At 55.1% G+C, this 26972-nt stretch carries 26 protein-coding genes; 13 read left to right on the top strand and 13 right to left on the bottom strand.

The window, feature by feature from the left end; translation table 11 throughout:
- The first annotated feature begins 13 nt into the window (after window positions 1-13).
- Genes FIV00_RS01515 through coaE form a run of 3 tightly spaced genes read left to right on the top strand, consistent with a single transcriptional unit; the run spans window position 14 to window position 2036 of the window.
- A complete protein-coding gene (locus tag FIV00_RS01515) occupies window positions 14-607 on the top strand; it encodes a Maf family protein (protein WP_152499159.1) in 594 nt (197 codons plus the stop codon).
- Window positions 604-1452: a shikimate dehydrogenase gene (locus tag FIV00_RS01510; protein ID WP_173005835.1), complete on the top strand. Its 849-nt coding sequence runs from the start codon at window positions 604-606 to the stop codon at window positions 1450-1452. The genes FIV00_RS01515 and FIV00_RS01510 overlap by 4 nt, the downstream gene beginning before the upstream one ends.
- Entirely contained in the window at window positions 1449-2036 is a 588-nt protein-coding gene (gene coaE, locus FIV00_RS01505; RefSeq protein WP_152499158.1) for a dephospho-CoA kinase, read from the top strand. Before FIV00_RS01510 ends, coaE begins: the two co-directional genes overlap by 4 nt.
- Window positions 2037-2042: 6 nt before the next feature.
- On the opposite strand, the gene FIV00_RS01500 is transcribed toward coaE, so the two are convergent.
- A complete protein-coding gene (locus FIV00_RS01500; protein ID WP_152499157.1) occupies window positions 2043-2402 on the bottom strand; it encodes a hypothetical protein in 360 nt (119 codons plus the stop codon).
- Window positions 2403-2546: 144 nt separating this feature from the next.
- On the opposite strand from FIV00_RS01500, the gene dnaQ reads away from it, so the two are divergent.
- Window positions 2547-3260 (top strand): DNA polymerase III subunit epsilon, encoded by a 714-nt coding sequence (gene dnaQ / locus FIV00_RS01495; protein WP_152499156.1) that lies wholly within the window; start codon window positions 2547-2549, stop codon window positions 3258-3260.
- A gap of 84 nt (window positions 3261-3344) precedes the next feature.
- Here the strand turns inward: dnaQ and FIV00_RS01490 are convergent, their stop codons facing one another.
- Entirely contained in the window at window positions 3345-4226 is an 882-nt protein-coding gene (locus tag FIV00_RS01490; protein ID WP_209006772.1) for an aminoglycoside phosphotransferase family protein, read from the bottom strand.
- 21 nt (window positions 4227-4247) lie between these two features.
- Complete coding sequence (locus FIV00_RS01485; protein ID WP_152499154.1) at window positions 4248-5234, bottom strand: D-glycerate dehydrogenase; 987 nt, start codon at window positions 5232-5234, stop codon at window positions 4248-4250.
- 289 nt (window positions 5235-5523) lie between these two features.
- Here FIV00_RS01485 and FIV00_RS01480 point away from each other — a divergent pair, with 289 nt between their 5' ends.
- Window positions 5524-6021: an SH3 domain-containing protein gene (locus tag FIV00_RS01480; RefSeq protein ID WP_152499153.1), complete on the top strand. Its 498-nt coding sequence runs from the start codon at window positions 5524-5526 to the stop codon at window positions 6019-6021.
- Between the two features lie 97 nt (window positions 6022-6118).
- Here FIV00_RS01480 and fabI read toward each other — a convergent pair whose 3' ends face one another.
- The 3 genes from fabI to fabA form a co-directional block, all read right to left on the bottom strand.
- Window positions 6119-6931, bottom strand: coding sequence for an enoyl-ACP reductase FabI (fabI, locus tag FIV00_RS01475; RefSeq protein ID WP_152499152.1), 813 nt, complete (start codon window positions 6929-6931; stop codon window positions 6119-6121).
- 10 nt (window positions 6932-6941) lie between these two features.
- Window positions 6942-8165, bottom strand: a complete 1224-nt coding sequence (fabB, locus tag FIV00_RS01470) for a beta-ketoacyl-ACP synthase I (RefSeq protein ID WP_152499151.1) — start codon at window positions 8163-8165, stop codon at window positions 6942-6944.
- Between the two features lie 138 nt (window positions 8166-8303).
- Window positions 8304-8810: a 3-hydroxyacyl-[acyl-carrier-protein] dehydratase FabA gene (fabA, locus tag FIV00_RS01465; RefSeq protein WP_152499150.1), complete on the bottom strand. Its 507-nt coding sequence runs from the start codon at window positions 8808-8810 to the stop codon at window positions 8304-8306.
- A gap of 340 nt (window positions 8811-9150) precedes the next feature.
- On the opposite strand from fabA, the gene irrA reads away from it, so the two are divergent.
- The gene (gene irrA, locus FIV00_RS01460) at window positions 9151-9582 is read left to right on the top strand and encodes an iron response transcriptional regulator IrrA (RefSeq protein WP_247649321.1); all 432 of its coding nucleotides are present in this window, start codon (window positions 9151-9153) and stop codon (window positions 9580-9582) included.
- Here irrA and FIV00_RS01455 read toward each other — a convergent pair whose 3' ends face one another.
- Both FIV00_RS01455 and nth read right to left on the bottom strand, forming a co-directional pair.
- Window positions 9583-10131, bottom strand: coding sequence for a GNAT family N-acetyltransferase (locus FIV00_RS01455; protein ID WP_152499149.1), 549 nt, complete (start codon window positions 10129-10131; stop codon window positions 9583-9585).
- A complete protein-coding gene (gene nth / locus FIV00_RS01450; RefSeq protein WP_247649320.1) occupies window positions 10128-10889 on the bottom strand; it encodes an endonuclease III in 762 nt (253 codons plus the stop codon). The genes FIV00_RS01455 and nth overlap by 4 nt, the downstream gene beginning before the upstream one ends.
- 76 nt (window positions 10890-10965) lie before the next feature.
- Between nth and FIV00_RS01445 the strand changes: the two genes are divergently transcribed.
- Window positions 10966-11487 (top strand): DUF2244 domain-containing protein, encoded by a 522-nt coding sequence (locus FIV00_RS01445; RefSeq protein ID WP_152499147.1) that lies wholly within the window; start codon window positions 10966-10968, stop codon window positions 11485-11487.
- A 9-nt stretch (window positions 11488-11496) separates the two neighbouring features.
- On the opposite strand, the gene FIV00_RS01440 is transcribed toward FIV00_RS01445, so the two are convergent.
- Entirely contained in the window at window positions 11497-12684 is a 1188-nt protein-coding gene (locus FIV00_RS01440; protein ID WP_152499146.1) for an MFS transporter, read from the bottom strand.
- Between the two features lie 89 nt (window positions 12685-12773).
- Window positions 12774-15503: a DNA mismatch repair protein MutS gene (mutS, locus tag FIV00_RS01435; RefSeq protein WP_152499145.1), complete on the bottom strand. Its 2730-nt coding sequence runs from the start codon at window positions 15501-15503 to the stop codon at window positions 12774-12776.
- A gap of 160 nt (window positions 15504-15663) precedes the next feature.
- On the opposite strand from mutS, the gene FIV00_RS01430 reads away from it, so the two are divergent.
- Window positions 15664-17946 carry an NADP-dependent malic enzyme gene (locus FIV00_RS01430; RefSeq protein WP_152499144.1) on the top strand — a complete coding sequence of 761 codons (2283 nt, stop codon included), beginning with the start codon at window positions 15664-15666 and terminating at the stop codon, window positions 17944-17946.
- 4 nt (window positions 17947-17950) lie between these two features.
- On the opposite strand, the gene FIV00_RS01425 is transcribed toward FIV00_RS01430, so the two are convergent.
- Window positions 17951-18790, bottom strand: a complete 840-nt coding sequence (locus FIV00_RS01425; protein ID WP_209006770.1) for a 3-keto-5-aminohexanoate cleavage protein — start codon at window positions 18788-18790, stop codon at window positions 17951-17953.
- Between the two features lie 3 nt (window positions 18791-18793).
- Window positions 18794-20110, bottom strand: a complete 1317-nt coding sequence (locus FIV00_RS01420; RefSeq protein ID WP_152499143.1) for an aspartate aminotransferase family protein — start codon at window positions 20108-20110, stop codon at window positions 18794-18796.
- 231 nt (window positions 20111-20341) lie between these two features.
- Here FIV00_RS01420 and FIV00_RS01415 point away from each other — a divergent pair, with 231 nt between their 5' ends.
- The gene (locus FIV00_RS01415; RefSeq protein WP_209006769.1) at window positions 20342-20719 is read left to right on the top strand and encodes a D-Ala-D-Ala carboxypeptidase family metallohydrolase; all 378 of its coding nucleotides are present in this window, start codon (window positions 20342-20344) and stop codon (window positions 20717-20719) included.
- A gap of 9 nt (window positions 20720-20728) precedes the next feature.
- On the opposite strand, the gene FIV00_RS01410 is transcribed toward FIV00_RS01415, so the two are convergent.
- The gene (locus tag FIV00_RS01410; RefSeq protein ID WP_152499141.1) at window positions 20729-21088 is read right to left on the bottom strand and encodes an ArsC family reductase; all 360 of its coding nucleotides are present in this window, start codon (window positions 21086-21088) and stop codon (window positions 20729-20731) included.
- Window positions 21089-21299: 211 nt separating this feature from the next.
- On the opposite strand from FIV00_RS01410, the gene FIV00_RS01405 reads away from it, so the two are divergent.
- The 4 genes from FIV00_RS01405 (at window position 21300) to FIV00_RS01390 (ending at window position 26962) form a co-directional block, all read left to right on the top strand.
- On the top strand, window positions 21300-23024 hold the full coding sequence (locus FIV00_RS01405) for an adenylate/guanylate cyclase domain-containing protein (protein ID WP_152499140.1): 1725 nt from the start codon (window positions 21300-21302) through the stop codon (window positions 23022-23024).
- Between the two features lie 18 nt (window positions 23025-23042).
- A complete protein-coding gene (gene argE, locus FIV00_RS01400) occupies window positions 23043-24200 on the top strand; it encodes an acetylornithine deacetylase (RefSeq protein ID WP_247649319.1) in 1158 nt (385 codons plus the stop codon).
- A gap of 132 nt (window positions 24201-24332) precedes the next feature.
- Window positions 24333-25916: an ABC transporter substrate-binding protein gene (locus tag FIV00_RS01395; protein ID WP_152499139.1), complete on the top strand. Its 1584-nt coding sequence runs from the start codon at window positions 24333-24335 to the stop codon at window positions 25914-25916.
- Window positions 25917-25987: 71 nt separating this feature from the next.
- Window positions 25988-26962, top strand: a complete 975-nt coding sequence (locus FIV00_RS01390; protein WP_152499138.1) for an ABC transporter permease — start codon at window positions 25988-25990, stop codon at window positions 26960-26962.
- Window positions 26963-26972: the final 10 nt, after the last annotated feature.

Raw genomic sequence — 26972 nt, 5'->3', positions numbered from 1 at the left:
TCAAGAGGGATTGATGGGACTTGTTTTGGCAAGCGGAAGCAGGATCCGCGCACAGCTTCTGGAAAATGCCGGACTGACGATCGAAGTTGATCCGTCCGACGTCGATGAGCGGGCAGTTGAAGCGCCCCTGCTAAAAGCCGAATTTCCACCGGAAGACTTGGCAAGTGTTCTCGCAGAGGCCAAAGCGGAAAATGTCAGTGTGCGCCGTTCCGGTGATCTCGTGATTGGAGCAGATCAGATCCTGGCTTTTGAAGGTCAGCGTCGAACCAAACCCGATGATATGGAAGCGGCTCGACGCCAACTTCTGGAATTTTCCGGCAAAACTCATGAACTTCATTCAGCTGTCGTCCTGTCAAAAAACGGCGAGGCGATCTGGCGAAGAGTGTCCACGGCGCGTCTGACGATGCGCACGCTCAGCCCGGCATTTGTAGGGCATTATCTTGCGAACGCAGGCGATGCAGTTCTTTCCAGTGTCGGCGCTTATCAGCTCGAAGGGCTTGGCGTGCAATTGTTTGAGAAGATCGAAGGTGATTACTTCACCATTCTGGGCTTGCCTCTGTTGCCGCTTCTTGAGCAGTTGAGAGAATTGCAAGTTATTGAAAAATGAGTGAAAAAATCAAAAAATCGGCGGTAACGGGACATCCTGTAGCCCACTCTCGATCTCCCCTAGTTCATGGATACTGGCTGAAGAAGCACGGGCTTGCCGGTTCTTATGACCGGATCGACGTCGCTCCGGAATCCGCGGAAGCGTTCTTCGGTGACTTTGCCGCCTCCGGTCTGGTTGGAGCAAATGTAACAGTGCCGCACAAGGAAGTCGCAGCCAGTGCTTGCGACTGGTTGGATGAAGCGGCTCAAACGATGGGAGCTGCAAACACATTGTGGCTCGATGCGAACGGGCGTCTTTGTGGATCCAACACCGATGGGCTGGGGTTCCTGGGAAATCTGGACCAATTGGCACCTGAATGGGACGTTTCACGTGAATCGGCTGTTGTTCTGGGAGCTGGCGGAGCCGCCAGAGCCATAGTCTGGGCTCTTTTGTCACGAGATTTCACACATGTGCATATCGTCAACAGAACACTGGAAAAAGCCAGGACAATTGCCGGTGAGTTTGGTTCCAAAACAATCGCCCATGATTGGAATAGCCTGGGGAAATTGCTTGGAAAAGCAGATGTTCTTGTTAACACAACGTCATTGGGAATGACAGGTAAGCCAGTGCTTGAAATCGACCTGACCCCATTGCCAAAGTCGGCGCTTGTCACCGACATTGTTTATGTCCCGTTGAAAACCGACCTCCTGAAAAGAGCTGCGGAGCGCGGCAACCCAACCGTCGACGGACTGGGCATGCTGTTGCATCAGGCCGTCCCGGGCTTTGAACGTTGGTTCGGGGTGCGGCCGGAAGTCGACGACGCTCTGCGGACCATCGTTCTTGAAGACCTCGGAGTGAACGGGTGATCAGGATCGGACTGACCGGCTCCATCGGTATGGGAAAATCAACGACTGCGAATATGTTCGCAGCTTCCGGCGTTCCGGTTCATGATGCCGACGCAACTGTTCATGCGCTTTATGCAGGCCGGGCTGCTCCGCTCATCGAAGCTGCGTTTCCAGGAACGGTTGCTGAGGGTCAGGTCGACCGGAAGCGGCTCTCGCCGCACGTTCTTGGCAGACCGGAAGCCATGAAGCGCCTCGAAGCGATCGTGCATCCACTTGTTCGCGAAGAAGAAGAGGCCTTTCTCGCAGCTGCTCGCAGGGCTCGGCAACGCATCGTCATGATGGACATTCCCCTCCTTTTTGAAACGGGAGGCGATGACCGCGTGGATTTGGCTGTTGTTGTAACCGCAGGTCCGGAAATTCAAAAACAACGAGTTCTGGCCCGGCCTGACATGACCGAAGACAGGTTTAGGACAATTCTCGAACGTCAAATGCCCGATGTCGATAAACGCAGACGGGCACATTTCCTGATTGATACCGGGTTGGGCATGGAGCCAGCCCGTCGGCAGGTCAGAGCAATTTTAAGGGCATTGGCGGCGTGCCAGTAAGCCGGGTCAATACAATCCCAAAACTCGAGCGCAGAACACAGTTTCAGAACCAAGGGTCTTATAGCAACTCGCTGACCCTACTGAATTTTTCCAGTTTTCCCGAATCTGGGTGGCCGGGACATTGTTCAGTTTTACTGCGTCCTGCTGAAGACGTAGAACCGTGACCATCCCGTCGTCCCAGGCGAAGATGAAGGTGGACGCTCCTTCGCCGGGTGTATAGTTCAAATCGCATTCGCCCGCTTTCTGTTGCTGTTTGTCAATCAAGATGCAATCTGGGCCCTTGTCGGTTTGCCAACCACCCGCAAGCACACTCGAACAGAAAACGCTGGACACCATAAAACCAGCAATGGAGCGGCTAATCGCCATTTTGATTTCCTTTCGGTCGCTACTTTCTGCGCGAATTCTGACCGGGGATTGTTCCAGAGATTGAACACCGTGGAAAACACGACCTTCGCCTTGCCTCCGGAACGTCAACCTGCACAGTGAATCGAAGAGGCAAAGGCTAAAAAAATGCGTGAAATATCCTTCGATACGGAAACGACGGGCCTTAATCCCCGCGGCGGCGACCGTCTGGTGGAAATTGGCGGGGTTGAACTTATCAACCACATCCCGACAGGAAATTCCTACCACGTTTACATCAACCCTGAACGGGACATGCCGGAAGAGGCCTTTCGAGTTCATGGCCTGTCCGAGGAATTTCTTTCAGATAAGCCCTTGTTCAAACAGGTTGCTGACGAGTTTCTGGAATTTGTCGGCGATGCGACACTGGTCATTCACAACGCTGCCTTCGATATGGGTTTCATCAATCATGAGTTGGCACAGGTCGGCAGAAAATCTATTCCAAATACGCAGGTGATCGATACGCTTGAAATTGCGAGGCGCAAGCATCCGTCGGGACCGAATTCTCTTGATGCGCTCTGCTCCCGTTATGGTATCGACAACTCGAAACGCGTGAAGCACGGTGCATTGCTCGATGCGGAAATTCTCGCTGAAGTCTATCTCGAGTTGATTGGTGGACGTCAGACGGCCCTCGGCCTGATGCCGGAGGAAGAGACAACCGCTTCAAGTGGAACTTCGCTCGAAATTGGTGAACTTGGAAGCTTCAACGCCAGGCCGAGGCCGGCGCCGCTCGGGTCCTTCCTGGGCGACAGCGAACACCAAGCCCACAAGAATTTCGTCCAGGGTATGGGTGACGATGCAATCTGGCGGAAGTACAGTAGCTAGTCTGATTCTGCCGCAACGGGTCTTCTCGGCCGAAATCCGTTTCCAGAGACGCCGGCGGATTGAGCTGTAAAGAGGGCTTCTAAATCAAGATCCCAGCAGCCATCGTGCCGTATCGAAATGCTTGTAGGCTTGGTCACTGCTGAAAGCCCACGCCATTGTCTGGCCGATGGTCCAATAACGCGCACGCTCGCGATCCAGACCGAGATCCGCAGATAACCGGTCCAGACGATAAAGCGCTGCCCTTTTGGTGTGGCCAAACTCGGAGCTTCGCACGATCGGGCTAAGGCAAAACGCCGGGTCACCGCTTAAGGGTTTTGGATCGATTGCCAGCCAGGCGTCTCGGTCAGCTGAAAGAATGTTGTGTCCGTGCAGGTCCTGATGAAGCAGAACCTTTTCGGTTTGATCCTGAGCGAGTGATTTTAGAGCTTCGGCTGCGACATCGACGAGGCGCTGTTCACAGGGTTTTCCAGCCCTGATCCAGTCAGGGTGCATCGTCGCGGCCCAGATTTCAGCTTCGCTGGCAAGCGACGAAAAAGGGGTATTTGCCGGAACAAGGAGCTTTTGAAGCAATCCAGTCAGCACCTCCATCTGGTCGATGCCGGACGCTTCGGCAAGAAGGTCGCCTGGTCGGCACCGCTCCAACAACAAAGCACCGAGCTCTGCGTCATGCGCCAGCAGCTTCACCGCTCCATTGCCGTTCCAAAGCTTCAGCGCATCGGCTTCATGGCGGGATTCCCGGTCGATGAATGCGATTTTCAGAACAGCATCTACGCCGTCCTTTTTCGCGGGCAACACGTAGGAAACGTTGCCCCCGGAAAATGGCGGCCCGGATAGATCCAGATTGAAACTGCTTTGTGCTGCCTCCAAAAGATCGGGAAGCGAACGCAGCCAATCGCGACCGTCTTCGCGTCGGTTCAACCAAAGAAGCGATTTGGGGATCTGAAACTCAGGCCCTGATAGCGGCAAAATCCAGCCTTTGCTAATGGCTCAAAGCATGGAGGGCAGAACCCGGTCCGGCGGTCGATGTCCATCCATGAAGGTCTTGATGTTGATGATGACCTTTTCACCCATCTCAATCCGGCCTTCAATGGTCGCTGAGCCCATATGGGGCAATAGGACCACGTTTTCGAGTTTGACCAGTTTTGGATTGACGGCGGGTTCGTGCTCGAACACATCCAGGCCGGCTCCTGCAAGTTCGCCCGCCTCCAGCAACCGGATAAGAGCGTTTTCGTCGATGACTTCGCCCCGTGCGGTGTTGACGACATAAGCATCATTTTTCAGCAGTTTCAGACGACGCGCCGACAGAAGGTGGAATGTGCCCGGCGTGTGCGGACAGTGGATGGAAACCACGTCCATGCGTGCCAGCATCTGGTCCAGGCTTTCCCAGTAGGTCGCCTCTAGCTCTTCTTCGATGTCTTCGGCAACGCGGCGGCGGTTGTGATAATGAATGGACATCCCGAATGCTTTGGCGCGGCGCGCAACAGCCTGACCGATACGACCCATGCCGATAATTCCGAGCCGTTTGCCCCAGATCCTGTGTCCGAGCATCCATGTAGGTGACCAACCGGCCCAGTCGCTGCCTTCGATCGCCTTGATGCCTGTGGCAAGACGACGCGGCACCGACAAAATCAGTGCCATGGTCATGTCAGCGGTGTCTTCCGTCAGAACACCCGGCGTGTTGGTAACATTGATGCCGCGATTGTTTGCGGTGACGACGTCGATATTGTCGACACCGTTGCCGAAGTTGGCGATCAGTTTCAGGTTCTCGCCTGCCTGCGACAAAACCGACGAATCGATTCGGTCCGTCACCGTCGGAACAAGAACATCCGCAGTTCTGACGGCTTCCACGAGCTCTGCCTGACTAAAAGGCCTGTCATTTTCGTTAAGTCGGGTTTCAAACAGCTCCCGCATCCGCGTTTCAACGACGTCCGGGAGCTTCCGGGTCACAACAACGACAGGCTTCTTTTTCGCCATACCAACTGCCTTTCGCGCTTCGTTGAGGCTTTGTTAACCACAACGGTTTCACCTTGACGCTGCGCTGTGCGCACGCGGAGGAGACCACTCCCTTTTCCATACCAGATGGTCCGGCAGAAACAAGGGATCGGTTTCAATCGACATGTATTGCCCTAGGGCCAAATCTGACCCGCTGGTTTTCGCATGCGAATTTCGGTACAGATTTGCCTCAAAGCAATGATCTAAAACAATTGGACAACCGGACGATATGGCTCGTTTGACTAAAGGTACCCGCCTCTTTGTGTGCTTGATGATCCTTTTTACTGGGTTGTCGGTCGCGACCGTGCCCGCAAAGGCCCAGGACACGAGCAACGGGGCGACGGGATTGCCGCTTCCACGCTTTGTAAGCCTGAAGTCAGACAGGGTGAATGTACGGCTTGGCCCGTCGCGTGAACACGCTGTTGCCTGGACCTTTGTGCAATCGGGCTTGCCCGTCGAGATCATTCAGGAATTTGAAAACTGGCGCCGGATCCGCGATTGGGAAGGCAAGCAGGGCTGGGTGTTCAAGTCTTTGCTTTCCGGCCGTCGTACGGCCCTGGTTACTCCTTGGGAAAAAAATGACCGTACACCGCTTCGCAACCGGTCGCGATCGGATGCCGTGATTGTCGCCGAGCTCGAGCCCTTTGTACTGACATCCGTTGACCAGTGTGCTGGCGGCTGGTGCAAGGTGAATGGCACGAACTATGAAGGCTGGCTCGACCAGACCCGGCTGTTTGGTGTCTATCCGGACGAGCTGATTGAGGATTGATCGCTCCGGCATGTGTTGAGCAATCGAGCCGAAAACGTCATAGACTAAATAAAAAAGGCGGCCATTCGGCCGCCTTTTCGTTTGATGTCAGCGAAACTCAGTCGGTCTTGGTTTCTTGAGCTTTCAATTCGTCAAGACGTGGCATGGACATGATGTTGTAGCCGCTGTCGACAAAATGAACTTCACCGGTCACACCGCCGGAAAGGTCCGACAGCAAGTAGAGTCCGGTGCCGCCGATCTCATCCAGAGAAACTGTCCGGCACAAGGGCGAGTTACGTTTCTGGAAATTGAACATCAAACGGGCATCGGACACGCCGGAGCCGGCCAGTGTCCGGACCGGTCCGGCCGAAATGGCGTTTACGCGAATGTCCTGTTCACCATAGTCGACCGCCAGATAGCGCACCGAAGATTCCAGAGCAGCTTTGGCAACGCCCATGACGTTGTAGTTCGGCATGACCTTGGTCGACCCGCCATAGGTCAGGGTGATCATGGATCCCCCGTCCGTCATGAGGGCGGCCGCGCGTTTGGCGATTTCCGTGAAAGAGAAGCAGGAAATCAACATCGTGCGGGTAAAATTGTCCCGCGTCGTATCGGCGTATTTTCCGCGCAACTCCGTCTTGTCGGAAAAGGCAATGGCATGGACCAGAAAATCGATGCTGCCCCATTCTTCCTTCAAGGTGTTGAAGACGGAATCGACGGAATCGATATCTTCAACGTCGCAAGGCAGCAAAATGTTGGAGCCGACCGATTCAGCAAGCGGCTTCGTCCTTCGCCCGAACGCCTCGCCTTGATAGGTAAAGGCAAGTTCCGCGCCGTGATCGGCGAGTGCTTTGGCGATCCCCCAGGCAATTGAGTGATCGTTGGCAACGCCCATCACAAGGCCGCGCTTGCCCTTCATCAATTCAGACATTCAATTCTCCTCAGCCGTGATAGCGCGACAGGGCAAGCGACGCGTTGGTTCCGCCGAAACCGAAGCTGTTGGAAAGCACGGTATCAAGGCCGGCATTGTCGACCCGTTCGGTGACAATTTCTTCGGGTTTAAGGGCAGGATCGAGTTCTGCGATGTTCGCGGATGCGGTCATGAAATCATTCTGCAACATGAGCAGGCAGTAGATAGCCTCCTGCACGCCAGTTGCACCAAGGCTGTGACCCGTCAAAGACTTTGTGGACGATGCCGGTGGCTGGTTTTCACCGAAGACCCGGCGAATTGCTTCGATCTCTCCCACATCACCGACCGGCGTCGATGTGCCGTGCGTGTTGACGTAGTCCACCTTACGGTCGCCGAGGGTTTCAATGGCAAGGCGCATGCAGCGCTCACCACCTTCACCGGACGGTGCCACCATGTCATAGCCATCGGAGTTGGCCGCATATCCGGTGACTTCCGCGTAGATTTTTGCACCGCGGGCTTTGGCGTGCTCGAGCTCTTCAAGCACCACGACGCCGCCGCCGCCGGCAATAACAAAACCGTCGCGAGTCGCGTCGTAGGCCCGTGCCGCGGTTTGCGGAGTGTCGTTGTATTTCGAAGACATGGCGCCCATGGCGTCGAACAGACAGGAAAGGGTCCAGTCGAGTTCTTCACCGCCGCCGGCAAACATCACATCCTGTTTGCCGAACTGGATCTGTTCAGTGGCCGCACCGATGCAATGTGCGGAGGTCGAACAGGCCGAGGTGATGGAATAGTTGATGCCCTTGATCTTGAAAGGTGTTGCCAGGCAGGCTGAGTTCGTGGAACTCATGCCACGGGTCACCATGAAAGGCCCCATGCGTTTGGGCGCACCTTTTTCAAGCACGATCTGATGAGCCTGAAAGAGGTTCTTGGTGGACGGGCCGCCGGAACCCATGATCAGACCTGTGCGGGTATTGGAAACGTCTTTTTCCTCAAGTCCGCTGTCCGCAATCGCCTGTTCCATGGAAATGTAGTTATAGGCCGCACCGTCGCCCATGAAACGAAGCTGACGCTTGTCGATGAGGGACGGAATATCGACATCGGGCATGCCATGAACCTGACTCCGGAAGCCATGCTCTGCATAATCCGGAGCAAAACTGATACCGGATTTGCCTTCCCGCAGACTTGCCAGCACTTCTTGTGCGTTCGATCCGATGGATGACACGATACCGATGCCGGTGACGACAACGCGTCTCATTGCGGTCTCCTACTTTCCTTTGGCACTGCCGGTACTAAGTCGATTGAGCCCGGGTCTTCTGCCTATACATAATGCGGAAACCGGCGCCCCCAACAACAAAGAAGCACCGGCTACAAATGAAGTCCATGTGGACTGACGTCAGGTCTTGGCCAGACCCACACGCAGATCGGTCGCCTTGTAGATCTGTTGCCCGTCGGCCTTGAGCCAACCATCGGCAATACCAAGAACCAGACGGCCTTTCATGATGCGCTTGAAATCGATCCCGTATTCGACCAGCTTCACGTCCGGAGTGACCATACCTTTGAATTTGATTTCGCCGGTAGAAAGCGCCATGCCCTTGCCTTCCAGGCCGAGCCAGCCGAGGCAGAATCCGGTCAGCTGCCAGAGGGCGTCAAGTCCGAGGCAGCCTGGCATCACCGGGTTGCCCTGAAAATGACAGGGAAAGAACCACAGGTCAGGCTTGATATCGAACTCGGCGCGGGCAAAACCCTTGTCGAACTCGCCGCCGGTTTCGGAAATTTCCGTGATCCGGTCAAACATCAGCATTGGCGGAAGAGGTAGTTGGGCATTGCCCGGGCCAAACAGCTCGCCGCGGCCGCAGGCGAGAAGAGCTTCATAGTCGTAGCTGGAGCGGCGCTCGGTCATTCAAGATCCGTCTTTTTGTTTCCTGCCCCGGGCTCCCTGAGGCGGGATTGAGTCATTTTTCGTGTATTTGAGGCGCCTTCCTAACACAGGGGAACCATGACTGAAAGATGTCAGTTGAGCCAAATGACTTTGTTTTTTCTAGCTGGTTGTCATGATTTCGTGCTGTCACAAACAGATAAATAGATCTCGGAATAAGATGCATTGGCGTTTAAAACTTGCATATTAGGTACAAGAAATGGCAGATATAGGCCAATGCTGAGGGAAACGGCTGTTGGTATCTCACGGAAAGACTACCAAATTGTCGTTTGAAAACAAAGTTTTAGACTTGGACCGGATGGGAATGACGACACATATCGCAAGCGTATCTGCCGGTAAAAATGTCACCGACATGCTGCGAAGTGCCGGATTGCGGCCAACGCGTCAACGTGTCTCCCTCGCGGAACTTCTCTATTCCCGTGGAGACAGGCACATTTCTGCAGAGTTGCTTCATGAAGAAGCCGTCGCAGCAGATGTGCCGGTGTCACTGGCGACGGTTTACAACACGCTGCACCAGTTCACCGAAGCCGGACTTTTGCGCGAAGTCGCGATCGACGGCAACAAGACATATTTCGACACCAACACCTCCGACCATCATCACTTCTTCATCGAAGGCGAAAACCGGGTGATCGATATTCCAGGCGAAGGCGTCGGTATCGACAAGCTTCCCATCGCCCCGGAAGGCATGGAAGTTGTGCGCGTCGAAGTCGTGGTGCGCGTGCGCGAAAAACGCTGACTACGACATGTTGGTCTGTGTGCTACCAAGTTCACAGACAAAATAGTCGGACGTTTCGCCTATCTCATTCAATAAGCGTTGGCCCTGGCCTTTGAAGCCGATCTTTTTCAAAAGGTCGGAAGATCTTTTGTTGTCTGGAGCCGTGATCGCACAGAGCGTCTCGATCTTCAGCTTCTGGCATGAGTGTTCAAGAACGGCCTGTGCTGCTTCACGTGCAATGCCTTGCCCTCTGAATTCCTCCAGAAAGGCATATCCGAGATCTGGATATTCCAGTTCGTCCCGCACGACCAATCCGCAGACGCCAGCCGGTTGGCCGGTTTCTTTCACCTCGACGACCCACAGCCCCACATTGAATTGAGCAAATCGTGCCAGGGGCTTGTCCTGTATGTACGCCCTGGCTTCTTCTTCAGAAGTGATACCGTTATCAGCTATGAAACGGATGTAGTCAGGATCCTTCATCAGTTTCAGATAAAAGGCCGCATCTTCCAACGATGGCAATCTGAAATTCAGCCGGTCGCATTCCGGCAGGGAACCAGCGGGAAATTTCAAGAGCTGTTATCCTTCTCGGCCAGCGCGCGGGTGCGCACGGCAATTTCCGGTATGGAATCGAACACTTCCCTTTCCGGGCTCTTGCACAAGTCGTAGATGACGCATCGCCGACATTCGGGTTTGCGAGCCTTGCAGATATATCGACCATGCAGAATTAGCCAATGATGAGCATGAAGCGCGAATTCCTGCGGTACCGCCCTTTCCATGGCCTTTTCAACATCAAGTGGTGTCTTGCCGGGTGCCAGTCCGATCCGGTTGCCCAAGCGAAATAAATGTGTATCGACCGCAATGGTTGGGTGCCCAAAGAAGATGTTCAGAACGACGTTCGCGGTCTTTCGGCCAACGCCTGGAAGCAACTCCAGAGCTTCGCGATCTTCAGGAACGACGCCGCCATGATCGCGGATCAATTGCTCAGACAGGAGTATGACGTTTTTCGCCTTGTTCTTGTAAAGACCGATTGTCCGGATCTCTTCGCGAACCTTGTCTTCTCCAAGCGCCACCATCTTTTCGGGCGTATCAGCAATTTGAAACAGGTTTCTGGTTGCACGATTGACGCCGACATCCGTTGCCTGCGCGGAAAGCACGACGGCAACGAGCAACGTATAGGCATTGACGTAATCCAGTTCCCCTTGAGGTTCGGGATTGTCGGTATGGAACCGTTTGAAGATCGCGAAGGTCTCCGCTTTGGTATAGCGAGAGCGCTTCAAGACCTTGCCCGGGTTGTCGACTGATGGCGACTTTTTGCTCTGCTTCGCCATCTTGGCTGCCTTGCTGCCGCTTTTTCGGGCGCTTGAACTCTTTGCTTGCGTCATAACCTCTCTATAATCTCGCTCTATGAGCAAGAACAATCCGAAAACCGACGGCAACGCGGATTTTGAGGAGATGGATCGGCCGTTTTTCACTGCCGTGCTCACCCCTCATCGGTCGCTTGGTCCAAAAGGGTTCATGATCCTTATGGTCGTTTTTGGCCTTGTCTGCTTCGTTGCGGGTGTTTTGTTCTGGCGGATAGGTGCTTGGCCTGTCTTCGGGTTTTTCGGTCTGGATATTGCCATTCTCTGGTTTGCGTTCCGTATGAATTACCGCTCGGCCCGTGCTTTTGAAGAGGTTGTCGTTTCGCGCAACGAAATTGCGATCCGTAAAGTTGGTCCGGGCAACCGCTACCAGGAATATCGTTTCAATCCATTCTGGGTGCGGCTGAGCGTTGACAGGATTGAAGACGAGGGTGTCGTAAAAATTCAGCTGAACAGCCGCGGCGAGACTGTTGATCTCGGAAACTTTCTCAACCCGGATGACCGAACCAGTTTTGCCGGTGCCATGGCCAATGCGTTGACCGTCGCCAAATCAGGCGGCGTCTGAAAGAGGGGTTCAAATGCGCTCTTCAACGGGTGTCGGCTGAACCTTGAGCGTTGCAATCAGCACCAATAGAGCGAGCAGAGCGCTTCCTGCAGCAACATAGAGCACGGTCTTGAAATCACCTGCACTGGCGATGAAACCCATGGAAACGCTGCCTATCATGCCGCCAAGAAACAGGCTGTTCATATAGACAGCTGTCGCGCGGCCCGGCCGATCCGGTGCGAAACTCTGGACGAAGGTGATCGAAATACCGGCAAACAAGCCGTAATACGTGCCTTCAAGAATTGAAACTACGATCACGTGCCAAATCTCCGTGACCTGTGCGAACAGGACCATGCTGGTTGCCGCAAGGCAGGCAGCCAGAAGCAGAACCTGTCTGGTGCCGATCCGCTCTGCCACATGTACCGAGCCGAAGATAACAAAGATCTCGACCACACATTTGATCGACAAGGAAAGGCCAGGGGTCGCACCTGGAAGACCGGTTTCCTGAACAAAAAACAATGGCATGGCCGAGACGAAAAGTGAGTTGGTGATGACAAATCCGAGACAGATCAGCCCGGCGACCAACAGTTTCCAGTTGATTGGATCGTTCTGGCCTTCAGATTCCGGTTTTCGCTTCGACCTAAAGGACCTTGGCACCACGGTCGCCCAAAGCAACAGATAGAAAAGGGACACGACAAACGCCGCCATAAATGCGGACGAAAACCCGAATTGGGAGACAAGCGTGAAGGAAACGGCTGGGCCAATCATCCATGCGAGCGAAACCGTCATGCGAAGCCACGAGTTGATGCGCGTAATGTCGAGACCCTGGCGTTCTGAATAGACGCGGCAAAACGTAAAGATGGTGCCGCCACCCATGTTGGTCAGGCTCATGAGCGGAGCGATGAGCAGGATCAGCATCAAGAGGCTGGTGACCTGCGTTAGGAGGGCTGTCACAAGTACAAAGGCGCATACGGATATCAGCAACAACCGTTTAACCCGATAGCCCTGGTCGAGCCGTTCCCCCGCCCAACGATTGGCGACAAGCGTCATGGGCATGAGCAAGCCGGTGTAGAGCCCAACTTGCCAGGGCTCGGATCCGAGCCCCTCGACAATGAAGAAACTCATCAAGGGAATGAGAGATGAGACACCAAGGCTGTTGGTGAACTGCAGCATTAGTATCAGCACCACCTGACGGGGTAGCTGCGGAAATGAAATCATGAAATTGGGCCGGACGAACGGTATTCTTGCGAAGGTTGTACAGATTAGTTCAGTTCGCTTTGGCCGTCACCTTTTTCCGTTCGGGGCTGTCAATCCGTGCCTTTGTGTGCCCGCAAGGCTTTCAGTCGGTATAGGGCTTCAAGGGCTTCACGGGGGGTCATGTCGTCCGGATCGATTTCCTGCAAGGCATCGTCAAGCGGATCTTCTTCTGCAAAGCCTCCGGCGACGGTTGGCGCGGGCGTCGTAATACTGGCAAAGAGCGGCAATTCTTCAATCAGGCTTTCGGCAGGTGACCGCCTGTCCTGCTCTTCCAGTTGGCTGAGCACTTGCCTGGATCGCTCGACCACTTTCCCCGGCAATCCCGCAAGTTTTGCAACCTGAATCCCGTAGGACCTGTCAGCTGCTCCGGGCACGATTTCGTGCAGGAATATGACATCGCCCTTCCATTCCTTCACCGAGACCGTTGAGTTGGACAGACGTTCGAGCTTTGCCGACAGCGCCGTCAACTCGTGATAATGGGTCGCGAAAAGGGCACGCGACTTGTTGACCTCGTGAAGGTGCTCGATTGTCGCCCAGGCAATCGACAGTCCGTCGAACGTTGCTGTGCCGCGCCCGATTTCGTCCAGTATGACCAGCGAGCGGTCACCGGCCTGATTGAGAATGGCTGCGGTTTCAACCATTTCCACCATGAAGGTCGATCTGCCTCTGGCAAGATCATCGGCGGCCCCAACCCTTGAAAACAAACGGTCGACGACACCGATATGTGCGGCGGTAGCCGGTACAAAGGCACCCATTTGAGCAAGAACGGCGATCAGCGCATTTTGGCGCAAATACGTCGACTTACCAGCCATGTTCGGACCAGTGATCAGCCATATGTGGCCGATATCTTCGTCCTGATCAGGCCCTAGATTGGAATCGTTGGCGACAAAACTGTCTCCAGCGGACTTTTTAAGGGCCAGCTCAACGACCGGATGTCGGCCGCCCTTGATGTCAAAGGCACGGCTCTCATCGACCGATGGGCGAACGTAGTTTTCTTCCTGGGCAAGTTTTGCAAGCGCTGCGGTGACATCCAGTATGCCGAGGCCGTGCGCAGCCGCCTTGATCGTGTCACCCGCATTGATAATTGCAGCCGCCAATCGCTCGAAAATATCCAGCTCGATGGCAAGAGAACGCTCGCCGGCACTGGCAATCTTGGATTCCAGATCCGCCAACTCGGTGGTCGTGAAGCGCATTGCACCTGCCATGGTTTGGCGGTGAATGAAACGGCCAGGGTCTGCCGTCAGCTGTTCTGTTTGCGCGGTAGGTGCCTCGATGAACCAGCCAAGCACGTTGTTGTGTTTGATCTTGAGGGACCGGAGACCGAGTTCTTCTGAGTAATCGGCCTGCAGCTTTGCAATCACCTTGCGGCTTTCGTCGCGCAATGACCTTAATTCGTCAAGGTCGGCATTGTATCCGGTCGCGATAAAGCTGCCGTCCCGCTTCAACAAGGGCGGATCTTCCTTGATCGCACGAACCAACTCGGCACCAAGCTCATGTGGAGCCTGTTCCAGACTAGCGCGAGCGGCGGCGACCTCCGCCGGAATGTCGTCGGTTGAATGCCCGGTCTGGTCCAGAACGGCACGTGCTGATGCCAAGCCCTGTGCCACTGACAGAATATCGCGGGGACCGCCACGGTTGAGCGCAATGCGTGAGAGCGCTCTGGCCATATCCGGTGCGCCTTTTAATGTCTGGCGCAGTCCTTCTCGCATAATTTCATTTTCGAGAAAGTGCTCGACCGCGTCGTGGCGTTGTTGGATCGCTGAGACGTTGACCAGCGGACCTGCCAGGCGGCTGGCAAGCAGGCGGGAGCCGCTGCCTGTAACGGTCCGGTCGATGGTGGCAAGCAAAGAGCCCTGTTTTTCGCCTGAAAGCGTGCGCGACAGTTCAAGATTGGCGCGTGTTGCCGGGTCGATCAGCATGCGGCCAGCGCCTGCTTCGCGCATTGGCGGGTCCAGCGGTGGCCGTTCACCCAATTGGGTTTTTTCAATATAGGACAGAATCCCGGCAGCAGCAGACAGTTCGGCACGGCTGAATGTGCCAAATCCATCGAGCGTCTTGACCCCGAAATAATGCGCCAGGCGATCCACAGCGGTCGAACTATCGAAAAAAGCGCGCGGCACAGGTGACAGCGCGCCGCCTGCCTGTTCGGTAAGAAGCCGCAACTCGCTTTCTTGCAGCAGGTTGTCTGCCAGGATCAGTTCGCGTGGCGAAACTTGCGCCAGATCGGCTGCAAGACGTTGCTGATCTGTCTCCGATACTTGAAAGGAACCGGTCGACATGTCGATCCACGCAAGGCCGTAAACCGCGGTGCCGTCCAGTGACCCTCCCTTCAGCCGGGTCAGGGCCATCAGGAAATTGTTCGAACCTGCATCAAGAAGCCGTTCCTCGGTCAACGTTCCCGGGGTAACAAGCCGAACCACGTCCCGTCGGACAACGGATTTCGATCCTCGTTTCTTGGCTTCGGCGGGGTCCTCGGTCTGTTCGCATACGGAGACGCGGAACCCCTTGGCGATCAGCTTCTGCAGGTAGTCGTCGGCGGCATGTACGGGTACACCGCACATTGGAATGTCGTCACCTTGGTGCTTGCCACGTTTGGTCAGTGTGATGCCCAAGGCGGTCGAAGCAATTTCGGCGTCTTCGAAAAAAAGCTCGTAGAAATCACCCATCCGGTAGAACAGCAGGCTATCCGGATTGGCGGCCTTGATCTCCAGGAACTGGGCCATCATTGGCGTGACTTTGCCATCGGCCTGAACCGGTTTTTGTGCGCTCATCCCACTCATGTCCGATACCTAGCAAACCTCGCCTCCCATTCCACCAAGGGCGTAAGGCATCTTGGCTTGAGGCTTCATTTTCCAGGGGATAAGGTCGAAGACCCGCCCAAGGGTCAGTTTCGACCCGCAAACGCGTGCCCGCGCATCACGGAGAGGAACCGCCCGCGTCATGTCCGCTGAAAAAAAGTCGTCGAAAACAAACATCAGCTTCACTGATCAGGAAGCGCTGCAATTCCATCAGGAAGGTCGGCCCGGAAAACTGGAAATCACGCCGACCAAGCCCATGGCAACCCAGCGTGACCTTTCCCTGGCCTATTCCCCTGGCGTGGCCGTGCCGGTGCTCGCCATCGCGGATGACCCGAGCCGCGCCTATGACTACACCACCAAGGGCAATCTGGTCGCAGTCATCTCAAATGGTTCGGCGATCTTGGGACTTGGCAATCTGGGCGCGTTGGCGTCAAAGCCCGTGATGGAGGGCAAATCCGTTCTCTTCAAGCGCTTTGCAGATGTCGATTCCATCGACCTCGAAGTGGAAACGGGCGAAGTGGAGGAGTTCATCAACTCGGTCCGCTACCTCGGTCCGTCTTTTGGTGGCATCAACCTTGAGGACATCAAAGCGCCAGACTGCTTCATCATCGAACAGCGGCTTCGAGAACTGATGGATATACCGGTATTCCATGACGATCAGCATGGAACGGCGATCATTGCCGCCGCTGGCCTCATCAATGCTCTGCATCTGACCGGCCGGGACATGAAAAACACCAAGGTGGTCTGCAACGGTGCCGGCGCCGCAGGCATTGCCTGCATCGAGCTGGTCAAGGCCATGGGCATTCCGCATGAAAATGTGACCCTGTGCGATACAAAGGGCGTCATTTACAAAGGCCGTGCCGAGGGCATGAACCAATGGAAATCGGCACATGCCATCGAGACGGATGCCCGGTCGCTGTACGACGCGCTAAAAGGTGCTGACGTTTTCTTCGGTGTTTCCGTTAAAGGGGCTCTGACCCCGGATATGCTCAGGGTCATGGCGCCCAACCCGGTCATCTTCGCCATGGCCAACCCGGACCCGGAAATCACACCGGAAGAAGCTGCGGCTGTCAGGGACGACGCCATCGTTGCAACGGGTCGCTCCGACTATCCGAACCAGGTCAACAACGTGCTCGGGTTTCCTTATATTTTCAGAGGTGCGCTCGATGTTCAGGCAACGACTATCAACGATGAGATGAAGGTTGCCTGCGCCCATGCGTTGGCGGATCTTGCTCGCGAAGAGGTGCCGGACGAAGTCGCGGCGGCATATCGTGGCAATCGCCCGAAATTTGGACCTGAATACATTATCCCCGTTCCCTTCGATCCACGTCTCATTCACGCAATTCCGCCCGCTGTGGCGCAGGCAGCTATGGATTCAGGTGTCGCCAGACGCCCGATTGTCGATATGGAGGCCTACAAGCACCAGCTTTCTGCCCGCCGCGATCCTGTTGCCGGAACGTTGCAACGCATCTTCTCGAAGGTTCGCCAGCAGCCGAAACGTGTTGTATTTGCTGAAGGCGAAGAGGAGCCGGTGATCCGTGCTGCCGCCAGTTTCGTGTCGCAGGGTCTTGGAGAAGCGATCCTTATCGGTCGCGAAGACGAGATTAAAAATGTGGCAGATCAAGCAGGGATCGACCTCAACAAATCGGGTGTTTCGATCCAGAACGCGCGGCTTTCCGACCGGAATGCGGATTATGCCCAGTATCTTTACGGTCGCTTGCAGCGCAAAGGATATCTGTTGCGCGACTGTCAGCGCATGGTCAACAACGACCGCAACTACTGGGGAGCGATCATGGTGGCGCGGGGTGATGCTGACGCCATGGTAACCGGCCTCACCCGGAATTATTCCGTTGCCCTCGACACGGTGAAGGCAACAATCGATCCGAAGCCGGGTCACCGGGTGATCGGTGTGACGCTTGCACTGGTTCGGGGTCGGACGGTCCTGATCGCAGATACGGCAGTGATCGATATGCCAAATTCAGAAGAATTGGCCGATATCGCGGAAGAAGCGGCGCATGTTGCTCGTAAGCTCGGATATGAACCAAAAGTGGCTATGCTCGCTTACTCGACCTTCGGCCATCCGCGTGGAGAACGCTCTGAAAAAGTCATCGAGGCCGTGAAGATACTCGATCGCCGCCGCGTTGATTTTGAATATGACGGCGATATGGCTGCCGACGTCGCGCTCAACATGGAACGCATGGCAGCCTATCCATTCTGTCGCCTGTCCGGCCCGGCCAATGTGCTGGTCATGCCGGCGTTCCACTCCGCATCGATTTCAACAAAGATGCTTCAGGAGCTGGGCGGTGCCACGGTGATCGGTCCGCTTCTGGTTGGTTTCGACAAGCCAATCCAGATCCTGCCGATTGGCGCGAAAGACAGCGACATCGTCAATATGGCTGCGATCGCGGCGTTCAACGTCACCTGATAGCCTAAAGTCCTGCCTGTTCGGGTCGGAGTTCTTCCGGCTCGAACCAGTGCTCATTCTCAAGCGCGTGCACGAGATCACGCACCCGATCGGCATTGTTCTCGGCCAGCAGGCCATCTCGGTTCCAAAGCCCGTTCTCAAGGCCGATGCGTGCCTTGCCGCCATTCCTGATTGCCGAGACCAAACAATCGGTTTCCTGATGACCAAAGGCACATACGGCCCAATCAAGTTCCAGATCTGCAGGGTGCGTTTCAAGTGTGTTCAGGTACGGCGTCAAATCTGACGGGGTACTTTCCTGGTCGCCGGCGTATCGGCCAAGGACAAAAAGCAGCTGGTGCCGTTTACCTGGAATGGTGCCGTCCTTCACGAGTTCGAAAAAACGAACCAGGTCCTCCGCGTGATAGAGAATGTGCTGGATCGTCGTCCCATTGGCACGGGTTCTTTCATAGAATGCCCGCACCGTTGCACCAGCTTCGTGCGGAACCATTTCAGTCACCGCAATCGAAACCCAGCTTGGCTTGAGATCATCGACAAGGTCGCGCTGGGCCTTGTCGTCATAAATCCCTGCTGCTTCTGTCGTAATTTGGACCCGCATCCTTGGGACAGAGAGGCGCATTTCCGCGAGCAGCTCGCGGTAGAGCCCGGCATCCAGAACATGAGTGCCATCCGGCCTGCGGACGTGGGCGTGAATTGCACCAGCGCCTTCCTCAAAGCAGCTTTTGGCTGCCGCAACGGTTTCCGCAATTGTGACCGGCAACGCCGGATGATCTCTTTTTGTGCGACGAGCACCGTTTGGCGCTGCCATGATCAGCGGCAGCGCGTTGCAAGAGGTTTTCAGTTTCATTTTTCAAAAGACTGCTTTGAACGCCTGGTTCAGTTTGTCGGTGACTTCGTCCACCTGAGCGTCACTCATGATGAATGGAGGCGCCAGAAGCACATGGTCGCCCTGAACTCCGTCAACGGTTCCACCCATCGGATAGCAAATGAGACCGGCTTCGAAAGCGGCTTTCTTCAGCGCTTTGTTGATACCTCGCGCCGGTGCAAAGGGAGATTTGGTGCCACGGTCCTCGACGATTTCCAGACCACGGAAAAGGCCTCGCCCGCGAATGTCACCCACGTTGGCATGCTGGCCGAAGGCGTCTTTGAGCGCTGCGTCCAGCTTGCTGCCCATCGGCATGACTTGATCAGCAATGCCGCCCTGCAGTTTTTTGAATACGGCCAAAGCCGCCGCACAGGCTGTTGGATGGCCGATATAGGTGTGTCCGTGCTGAAAGAAACCTGAGCCTTCCTCAATGGCTTTGTAGATTGCGCTCGTGCACAGCATCGCTCCAATAGGCTGGTAACCGGCTCCAAGGCCTTTGGCGATGCACAAGATGTCAGGGGCCACATCATCTTGCTCGCATGCGAAAAGCGTTCCGGTCCGACCCATTCCGCACATGACTTCGTCCAGGATCAGAAGAACACCGTGTTGATCACAGATCTCGCGGATGCGCTTGAAATAGCCCTCGACCGGCGGCACGGCGCCAGCAGTCGCCCCGACGACCGGCTCTGCAACGAAGGCCATGACATTTTCCGGACCGAGACGTTCGATTTCCGTCTCCAACTCATTGGCAACGCGCTGACCATAGTCAAAAGCCGTTTCGTCATCCCGACGACCCCGATATTCGTAGCAGGCCGAAATATGCGACGTTTCGATCATCAGCGGTGCAAATGGCTCTCTCCGCCACTGGTTACCGCCTGTTGCGAGCGCACCCAGGGTGTTGCCGTGATAACTTTGACGACGCGCGATGACACGGTGCCGAGAGGTTTCGCCTTTTTCCAGAAAGTACTGCCGCGCTAACTTCAGGGCGGCTTCCATCGCCTCAGATCCGCCAGAAACGAAATAAACCCGGTCGAGGCTTCCAGGAGCCGCTTCGATCAGGTGGTTCGCGAGATCCTCTGCAGGTTCGGAGGTGAAGAAGCCCGTGTGAGCGAAGGCGATTTGATCGACCTGCGCCTTGATTGCTCGCGTTACGTCCGGATCGCTGTGACCGAGGCAGGAAACCGCCGCACCGCCGGATCCGTCAAAGTACTTTTTCCCATTTTTATCAATGATATAGCAGCCATCGCCTTGAGTGGCGACGGGTGGATTGGCTTTGGTATGGCGGGGAAAAACATGGGACATAATTCAATTTCCGGAAGGAGGGTCAGATATCATGGCAGGCGGCTTTGTGACATTTGTATCAGAAATTGCCGAATCCTGAAACATTTGTTTCTTATCTTTGTTAACCACGTTTTTCATTCAAATTTTAATCAAATTCCGGGACCTTGGTGCGGGGAGTGTATTGCAACCGATAATCGACAGGGCCCGCCAGTTATGCGTCAGCGCGTCTTAGCTTGGACAGTTTTTCTCGGATTGATCACCGCTCTAGCAGGTTGCGGCACCGTCGCGGGTGTCTCCGGCATGGGCTGGATGACGGCCTCCCACAATTCGATCAACTACAACGACACCGCCTGGTGTGTTCCGCGCAAGCTCAAAAAGGTGCTGAATCGCGTTGCCAAACGGTATGGCAAGGTCACGGTTCATTCCACCAAGCGGTGGTGGCTGGAAAACTGGTGGAAGGGCGGCGCGAAGGATTCCTACCACCTGAATTGTCAGGCCGTTGATTTTTCAGTGGCCGGAAACCCGTCTTCGGTTATTGCATTCCTGAAATCGCAAAGGGAAGTCGGCGGTTACAAGCACTATTCTTCCGGTCACTATCACATCGACACCGGTCCACGCCGCACCTGGTAAACTTGGCAGCTACTTCAGTTCGCCGAGTTCGAGGGCCATTTCCCAGGCCACGGGGTCAAATCCGACAAAGTTCTTCGCTTCGCCTTCAACAATCGGTCGCTTGATGACTGATGGGTGCTCGATCATGACATCGAGTGCGCTCTTGGCGTCTGTCACGCCTTCCTGGGTTGCCTCATCAAGGCGGCGCCAAGTGGTTCCTCGCTTGTTCAAGATCGAGTCCCAGCCAAACTCACCGACAAATTTGGCGAGTTTGTCCGCATCCACACCATCTTTCTTGTAGTCGTGGAAATCATAGGAAACCCCGGCTTCTTCCAGAAATTTCCGCGCTTTTTTGACCGTGTCGCAGTTCTTGATTCCGTATAGCTTCATGAATTGGCGTCCCTGTATATTCGTCCTGCAGGACACTTGCCGTTAAAGAAGCGCGTTTCAAGAGGGCAACGTTTGTTGCTGAATTCTTTCCACTATCCGGCTTGACCGAACCTGACTCTCGGGTCACTGATCTTTAGACGCGAAGTAATCTGGCGCCTTGCCTGCGCTTTTTTGGATCGAGACTATCAAGCGGAGAGGACGTTACGGCACGATGACCGTTCCCGGAACAACATCTGTTTCCGAAAACGCGCAAGACCCCAAAAATGCCGCTACGCCGGGATCGGGTACCTGGCCACAACGCTTGCAGCTGTGGAGTGGTTTGATCCTTTTTGCCTTTTGCCTGAGCCACTTCATCAATCATGCCCTCGGTATTGTCTCATTTGATGTGATGAACAAGGCGTCTTTCTGGCACTACTGGGTCTGGCGCAGTGTGCTTGGCGAAAGTGTACTCAGCATCGCTGCGCTCACACATGTCGGCCTTGCCTTGTGGCGGACAAGCAAAAGACGGACGTTGAAGATGTCGCGCTGGGAGTTCGTGCAACTCACGCTCGGCCTTTATATTCCATGGCTGCTGATACCGCACATCACGACAACCATGGGCCTTGCAAACGCATTTGACTTTTCTCCGACCTATTCGCAAATGCTCACAATACTTTGGCCCAATCACGCTCTTGGGCAGTCAATCCTGTTGCTGATTGTCTGGATCCATTCAATGCTGGGATTGCATTTCTGGCTAAGGCTTTATCCGTTTTATTCTCGTGTGATGCCCGCAATTGCCGTTTTTGCGGTTGCTTTGCCGGTTGCCTCGATCTGGGGATGGATTGAAGCGGCGCGTCGTCTGGCCCTGACCCAGGACATCGCTGTCAAGATCACCGAAGAACAGCAGCTCTGGGCCCGAGAGGCGATTGTGCAAATTCGCTCCGTTGCCTTAGGACTGATTGCCGTAAGTCTGCTGGCGATCCTGATCCGCTATCTTTTCAGCTTGAGGGCGCGGAACCTCTCGATCGACTTTCCCGGTGGACTTTCCATCAAGGCACAACCGGGTGCAACGCTCCTTGAAATCAGCCGCATGAATGATATCCCGATTGCCTCCGTTTGCGGAGGACGGGCGCGCTGTTCCACCTGCCGGGTCAAGGTGCTGGGGGGGGCGACAGCCCTTGGCCAGCCAAGTGACGCTGAGGCATCCGTTCTTGCAAGGATCGGCGCAAACGAAGATGTGAGGCTGGCATGCCAAGTCCGGCCACAGAAGAACATTTCGGTGCAGCCTCTGGTTCCGGTCAAAGCCAAAGGCACAAGTGGCGAAAACCTTCAGGATGCCTATTACTGGGGCGTCGAACAGGAAGTCGCGGTCATGTTTGTGGACCTGCGCAACTTCACCGGCATTACAGAATCCCAGCTGGCCTATGACGTTGTGCATCTTCTGAACGAGTACCTCGACCAGGCGTCTTCAGCCATCCGTGCCGAAGGCGGTTATGTCGACAAGTTCATCGGCGATGGCATCATGGCAATCTTCGGCATGGATACCGGACCGCAAACGGGCGCTTGCCAGGCCCTGCGTGCAGCAAGGCGCATAGAAGCGGTGATGCAATCGCTGGATTCCGAAAAGGGGCCGCAGTTTCATGACCCGATCAGGCTGGGCATCGGACTTCATCTCGGGCCGGCTATTTTGGGTCGCATCGGTTCGGCCGGTTCAGCTGGTGGCTTGACCGCGCTTGGTGATGTTGTGAACACGGCAAGCCGCTTGGAGACTGCAAACAAGGATCATGGCAGTTTTCTGGTCGTCTCGAAAGCCGTTGTCGACGCTGCGGAAGCTGGCATTACCGGTGCAGAAACAGCGGAAATCAAGCTCAGAGGCAAGGAAATTCCCTTGCAGATCTTTGCTATGAAAAGTTTAGATGGACTGAGATTGCCGGGGGATGCTCCCACCGACGCCTGACGACAAACCGGAGGTTACGTGAGCCGTATCTATACGCCGCGGGAGATGCTGGAGAAGCTGATCTCCTTTAACACCGTGTCCGATCAAAGCAATCTTGGTTTGATTGCCTTTGTCGAAGACTATCTGGAAAGCCATGGTGTTTCGTCGACACGGGTGCCAGACGATACCGGTCAAAAGGCAGCGCTCCATGCCACCATAGGTCCCGAGCGGGATGGCGGTGTGGTTCTATCCGCCCATACGGATGTGGTGCCGGTGCAGGGTCAGGCCTGGTCGAAGGATCCCTTTGCGGCCTGGGTGGATGGTGACCGGCTTTTTGGCCGGGGCTCAGCGGACATGAAGGGATTTGCCGCGACGGTTCTTGCAAAGGTGCCCGACTTTCTGGCAACGGAACTCAAAAGTCCGATACACATTGCGCTTTCTTATGATGAGGAAGTTGGTTGCCTCGGTGCACCACCCCTTATTCGAGATCTCCTGTCCAGGGGATCGCGACCCGATCTCGTTGTCGTCGGCGAGCCGACAAATATGAAAGTCGTTACGGGTCATAAGGGGATTGTGGTTTTCAAAACCAGTATCCAGGGGTATCCAGTTCATTCCAGCCAGCTTCATCGCGGCGTATCGGCGATTTCCACGGCAGCTCGATTGATCTCCTGGATGGATGCCAAGACGGCCGAAAACAAGGCGGCGGCAGATCCCGAGTGTCCTTTTGAACCTCCTTTTACAACGCTGCACTGTGGACAGATCGCTGGTGGTGAGGCGCACAATATTACCGCGGAACGCTGCGAGTTTATAACCGATATCCGGCTGCTTCCGGGTGACAATGCTGAAAACTGGCTGAATGCGTATCGCAGTTTTATTGAGACCGAGGTCCTGCCGGGAATGCAGGCTATCTCTGAAAACTGCCGGATCAATATCGAGGTGATCGCCAATGTTCCAGGGTTGACAGAGGAAGACGACGGTTTGGCGGAACGGACAGTGCGACGGTTGACAGGCGACAACGCGCGGCATGTCGTGGTCTACGCCACGGAGGGCGGAATTTTTCAGGAACACGGACTGTCGACAGTGGTCTGTGGTCCGGGGTCGATCGATCAGGCGCATCAGCCCGACGAGTATATTGAATTGGCCGAACTCGATCGTTGTTCGGCCTTTCTGGACAGGCTCGCAGGAGAGATGACGTAATTTCCTGCCCAAACAGGTTTGAACACAGACAGTTACAGTGTCATAGTTCAGTCAATTCAGGCGTGCGGACAATACTGAAACCAGTAGCCGTGCATCTGTGAATTCCGGCTTTCGGAAGAAAAAGAGGGGAAAATGAAAACCAAATCAATCGTGGCCGCCGCAGCATTGCTGACGGCAGGAGCAGGTTCGGCCGTGCAGGCTGAAACACTCAAGTTTGCGTTTCAGGGCACCTTGAACAACCTGGATCCTTATACTTTGAACGAAACATTCACATTGTCGTCGCTTGGCAATGTCTATGAAGGTTTGACACGCAGGGGTTCGGATCTGGCCATCGAGCCGGCGCTGGCCGAACGTTGGGAGATTGTGGAACCGAACCGTTGGCGCTTCTATTTGCGCAAAGACGTGAAATTCCACAACGGCAATGATTTCACGGCGGAAGACGTGGCATTTTCGGTCGAGCGTGTTCAGTCAGAGGGGTCTGATCTGACGACCCGTGTTCCAGCCGACGCCAAAGTCGAGATTGTGGACGACCACACGGTCGATTTCGTTCTTTCAGGTCCAAATCCCATCCTGCATTACGAATGGGACACCTTCTACATCATGGACAAGGAGTGGACGGTTGAGAACGACGCGGTCAAGGTGACCTCGGCTTCCGATTCCACGGCAAATTTCGCAGCTCTCAATGCCAACGGCACTGGTCCCTTCAAGGTTGCCAGCCATGAAGCTGGTGTGAAAACGGTTTATGAGAAAAACGACGGTTGGTGGGATACTCCGACACACAATCTCGATACGGTCGAATTTACACCGATTTCATCTGACGCGACCCGGGTTGCCGCCCTATTGTCCGGCGAATTGGACATGGTGTATCCGATCCCGGTTCAGGACATCAAGCGGATCAATGACAACGCTGGTACCGTTGCACTGACCGGTCCCGAATTGCGCACGATCTTCCTCGGCATGGATCAGATGCGTGACGAGCTGCTCTATTCGGACGTCAAGGGCAAGAACCCGTTCAAAGATGCCAAGGTGCGCAAAGCGTTCTATCAGGCAATCGATATTGAAGGCATCAAGAAGAAGGTCATGCGGGATCTGTCGACACCGTCGGCAATCATGATTTCTCCGTTCCTTTTCTCAAAGGCGGGTGCATTCGAGCGGTATCCCTATGATCCGGAAGCCGCGAAGGCTCTTCTTGCAGAGGCAGGCTACGCAGACGGCTTTACGGTTGGCATGGATTGCCCGAATGATCGTTACGTCAACGATGAAGCAATCTGTCAGGCAGTGGCCGCCATGCTGGCGCGCATCGGTGTGAAAGTTGATCTGAACGCACAGCCGAAGGCAAAGTACTTTGCCAAGGTGCTGGCATCAGGCAATTTCGACACGTCGTTCTATCTGCTGGGTTGGACACCTGGTTCTCTCGACAGCTGGAACGTACTTTCCAACCTGATGAACTGCCGTGATGAAGCCGGAACTGGCTCTCCCTTCAACCTCGGCGGTTTCTGCGACGAGAAAATCGACAGCCTGACCAAGGAAATCCTTGTGGAAGTCGATCCGGAAAAACGCGATGGCCTGATTGAAAACGCTTACCAGATCAGCCACGACAACGCGTATTACATTCCGCTTCACCAGCAGGGCCTTGCCTGGGGTGTTGCTGACAATGTCGAGCTGGTTCAGCGGGCCGACAACCAGTTCAAGTTCCGCTTTGTGACCAAGAACTGATCGGCCACTGCCAACGCGCGCTCCCGGCACAGCCGGGAGCGTTTTTTCCTATCTGAACCCAAAGAGCCGCAATGATTGGTTTTGCAACGCGCCGTTTGCTTCAGGCGGTGATTGTCATGCTGGTGGTCGCACTGCTGGCCTTCACCATGTTCCGTTTCGTCGGAGACCCCATCAATCAGATGGTCGGGATCGAAACGTCAATCGAAGAACGGGAAGCCTTGAGGGAAAGGCTTGGTCTGAACGACCCGATTGCGGTTCAGTTCTATCGCTTCATCACCAAAGCAGCCCGGTTTGATTTCGGCACCTCCTACCAGTTCCGTCAGCCGGTGTCTGAGCTCTTTGCCAAACGCATTCCGGCGACGCTTGAACTCAGTCTGACCTCGGCCTTATTTGCTTTGATTGTCGGTATTCCAATGGGAATTTATGCCGGTCTGAACCGAGAGTCGCCCATTTCGAAATTGTTCCTGTCTGTGTCCCTGGTCGGCATATCGTTACCGACCTTCTTTATCGGCATATTGCTGATCTTCTTGTTTTCCGTGACGCTTCAATGGCTGCCGAGTTTCGGGCGCGGCGAGACCGTCCAGATAGGTTCCTGGTGGACAACCGGATTTCTGACCGTTTCAGGTCTCAAAGCGTTGATTTTGCCATCCATCACGCTGGGCCTCTATCAGATGACGCTGATCATGCGCCTTATCCGCGCAGAAATGCTGGAAGTTATCCGCACTGACTACATCAAATTTGCCAGAGCGCGCGGCTTGCCGGACAGGCTGGTCCATTTCCGGCACGCGCTGAAGAACACCCTTGTACCTGTGATCACCATCACCGGCCTGCAACTTGGCGCGATCATCGCCTTTGCAACCATTACCGAGACGGTGTTTCAGTGGCCCGGCATGGGACTGATGTTCCTGCAGGCGGTTCAAAACGTCGATATCCCGATCATGTCGGCCTATTTGCTGCTGACAGCGTTCCTCTTTGTCGCAATCAACTTCATTGTCGACATGCTCTATTTCTTCATCGACCCGCGTTTGCGGGTTGGCCGGCCGTAAGGGGACTGAC

The sequence above is a fragment of the Labrenzia sp. THAF82 genome (genome assembly GCF_009363435.1).
GTDB classification, from domain to species: domain Bacteria; phylum Pseudomonadota; class Alphaproteobacteria; order Rhizobiales; family Stappiaceae; genus Roseibium; species Roseibium porphyridii.
This window is presented reverse-complemented; position numbering and strand designations above follow the sequence as displayed.

Bases quoted from the DNA above. Each gene is read 5' to 3' on its own strand.
- FIV00_RS01515 (WP_152499159.1), top strand. From the start codon at position 14: ATGGGACTTGTTTTGGCAAGCGGAAGCAGGATCCGCGCACAGCTTCTG.
- FIV00_RS01510 (WP_173005835.1), top strand. From the start codon at position 604: ATGAGTGAAAAAATCAAAAAATCGGCGGTAACGGGACATCCTGTAGCC.
- FIV00_RS01500 (WP_152499157.1), bottom strand. From the start codon at position 2,402: ATGGCGATTAGCCGCTCCATTGCTGGTTTTATGGTGTCCAGCGTTTTC.
- dnaQ (WP_152499156.1), top strand. From the start codon at position 2,547: ATGCGTGAAATATCCTTCGATACGGAAACGACGGGCCTTAATCCCCGC.
- FIV00_RS01485 (WP_152499154.1), bottom strand. From the start codon at position 5,234: ATGGCGAAAAAGAAGCCTGTCGTTGTTGTGACCCGGAAGCTCCCGGAC.
- FIV00_RS01480 (WP_152499153.1), top strand. From the start codon at position 5,524: ATGATCCTTTTTACTGGGTTGTCGGTCGCGACCGTGCCCGCAAAGGCC.
- fabI (WP_152499152.1), bottom strand. From the start codon at position 6,931: ATGTCTGAATTGATGAAGGGCAAGCGCGGCCTTGTGATGGGCGTTGCC.
- fabB (WP_152499151.1), bottom strand. From the start codon at position 8,165: ATGAGACGCGTTGTCGTCACCGGCATCGGTATCGTGTCATCCATCGGA.
- fabA (WP_152499150.1), bottom strand. From the start codon at position 8,810: ATGACCGAGCGCCGCTCCAGCTACGACTATGAAGCTCTTCTCGCCTGC.
- irrA (WP_247649321.1), top strand. From the start codon at position 9,151: ATGACGACACATATCGCAAGCGTATCTGCCGGTAAAAATGTCACCGAC.
- nth (WP_247649320.1), bottom strand. From the start codon at position 10,889: ATGGCGAAGCAGAGCAAAAAGTCGCCATCAGTCGACAACCCGGGCAAG.
- FIV00_RS01445 (WP_152499147.1), top strand. From the start codon at position 10,966: ATGAGCAAGAACAATCCGAAAACCGACGGCAACGCGGATTTTGAGGAG.
- FIV00_RS01440 (WP_152499146.1), bottom strand. From the start codon at position 12,684: ATGATTTCATTTCCGCAGCTACCCCGTCAGGTGGTGCTGATACTAATG.
- mutS (WP_152499145.1), bottom strand. From the start codon at position 15,503: ATGAGTGGGATGAGCGCACAAAAACCGGTTCAGGCCGATGGCAAAGTC.
- FIV00_RS01430 (WP_152499144.1), top strand. From the start codon at position 15,664: ATGTCCGCTGAAAAAAAGTCGTCGAAAACAAACATCAGCTTCACTGAT.
- FIV00_RS01425 (WP_209006770.1), bottom strand. From the start codon at position 18,790: ATGAAACTGAAAACCTCTTGCAACGCGCTGCCGCTGATCATGGCAGCG.
- FIV00_RS01420 (WP_152499143.1), bottom strand. From the start codon at position 20,110: ATGTCCCATGTTTTTCCCCGCCATACCAAAGCCAATCCACCCGTCGCC.
- FIV00_RS01410 (WP_152499141.1), bottom strand. From the start codon at position 21,088: ATGAAGCTATACGGAATCAAGAACTGCGACACGGTCAAAAAAGCGCGG.
- FIV00_RS01405 (WP_152499140.1), top strand. From the start codon at position 21,300: ATGACCGTTCCCGGAACAACATCTGTTTCCGAAAACGCGCAAGACCCC.
- FIV00_RS01395 (WP_152499139.1), top strand. From the start codon at position 24,333: ATGAAAACCAAATCAATCGTGGCCGCCGCAGCATTGCTGACGGCAGGA.
- FIV00_RS01390 (WP_152499138.1), top strand. From the start codon at position 25,988: ATGATTGGTTTTGCAACGCGCCGTTTGCTTCAGGCGGTGATTGTCATG.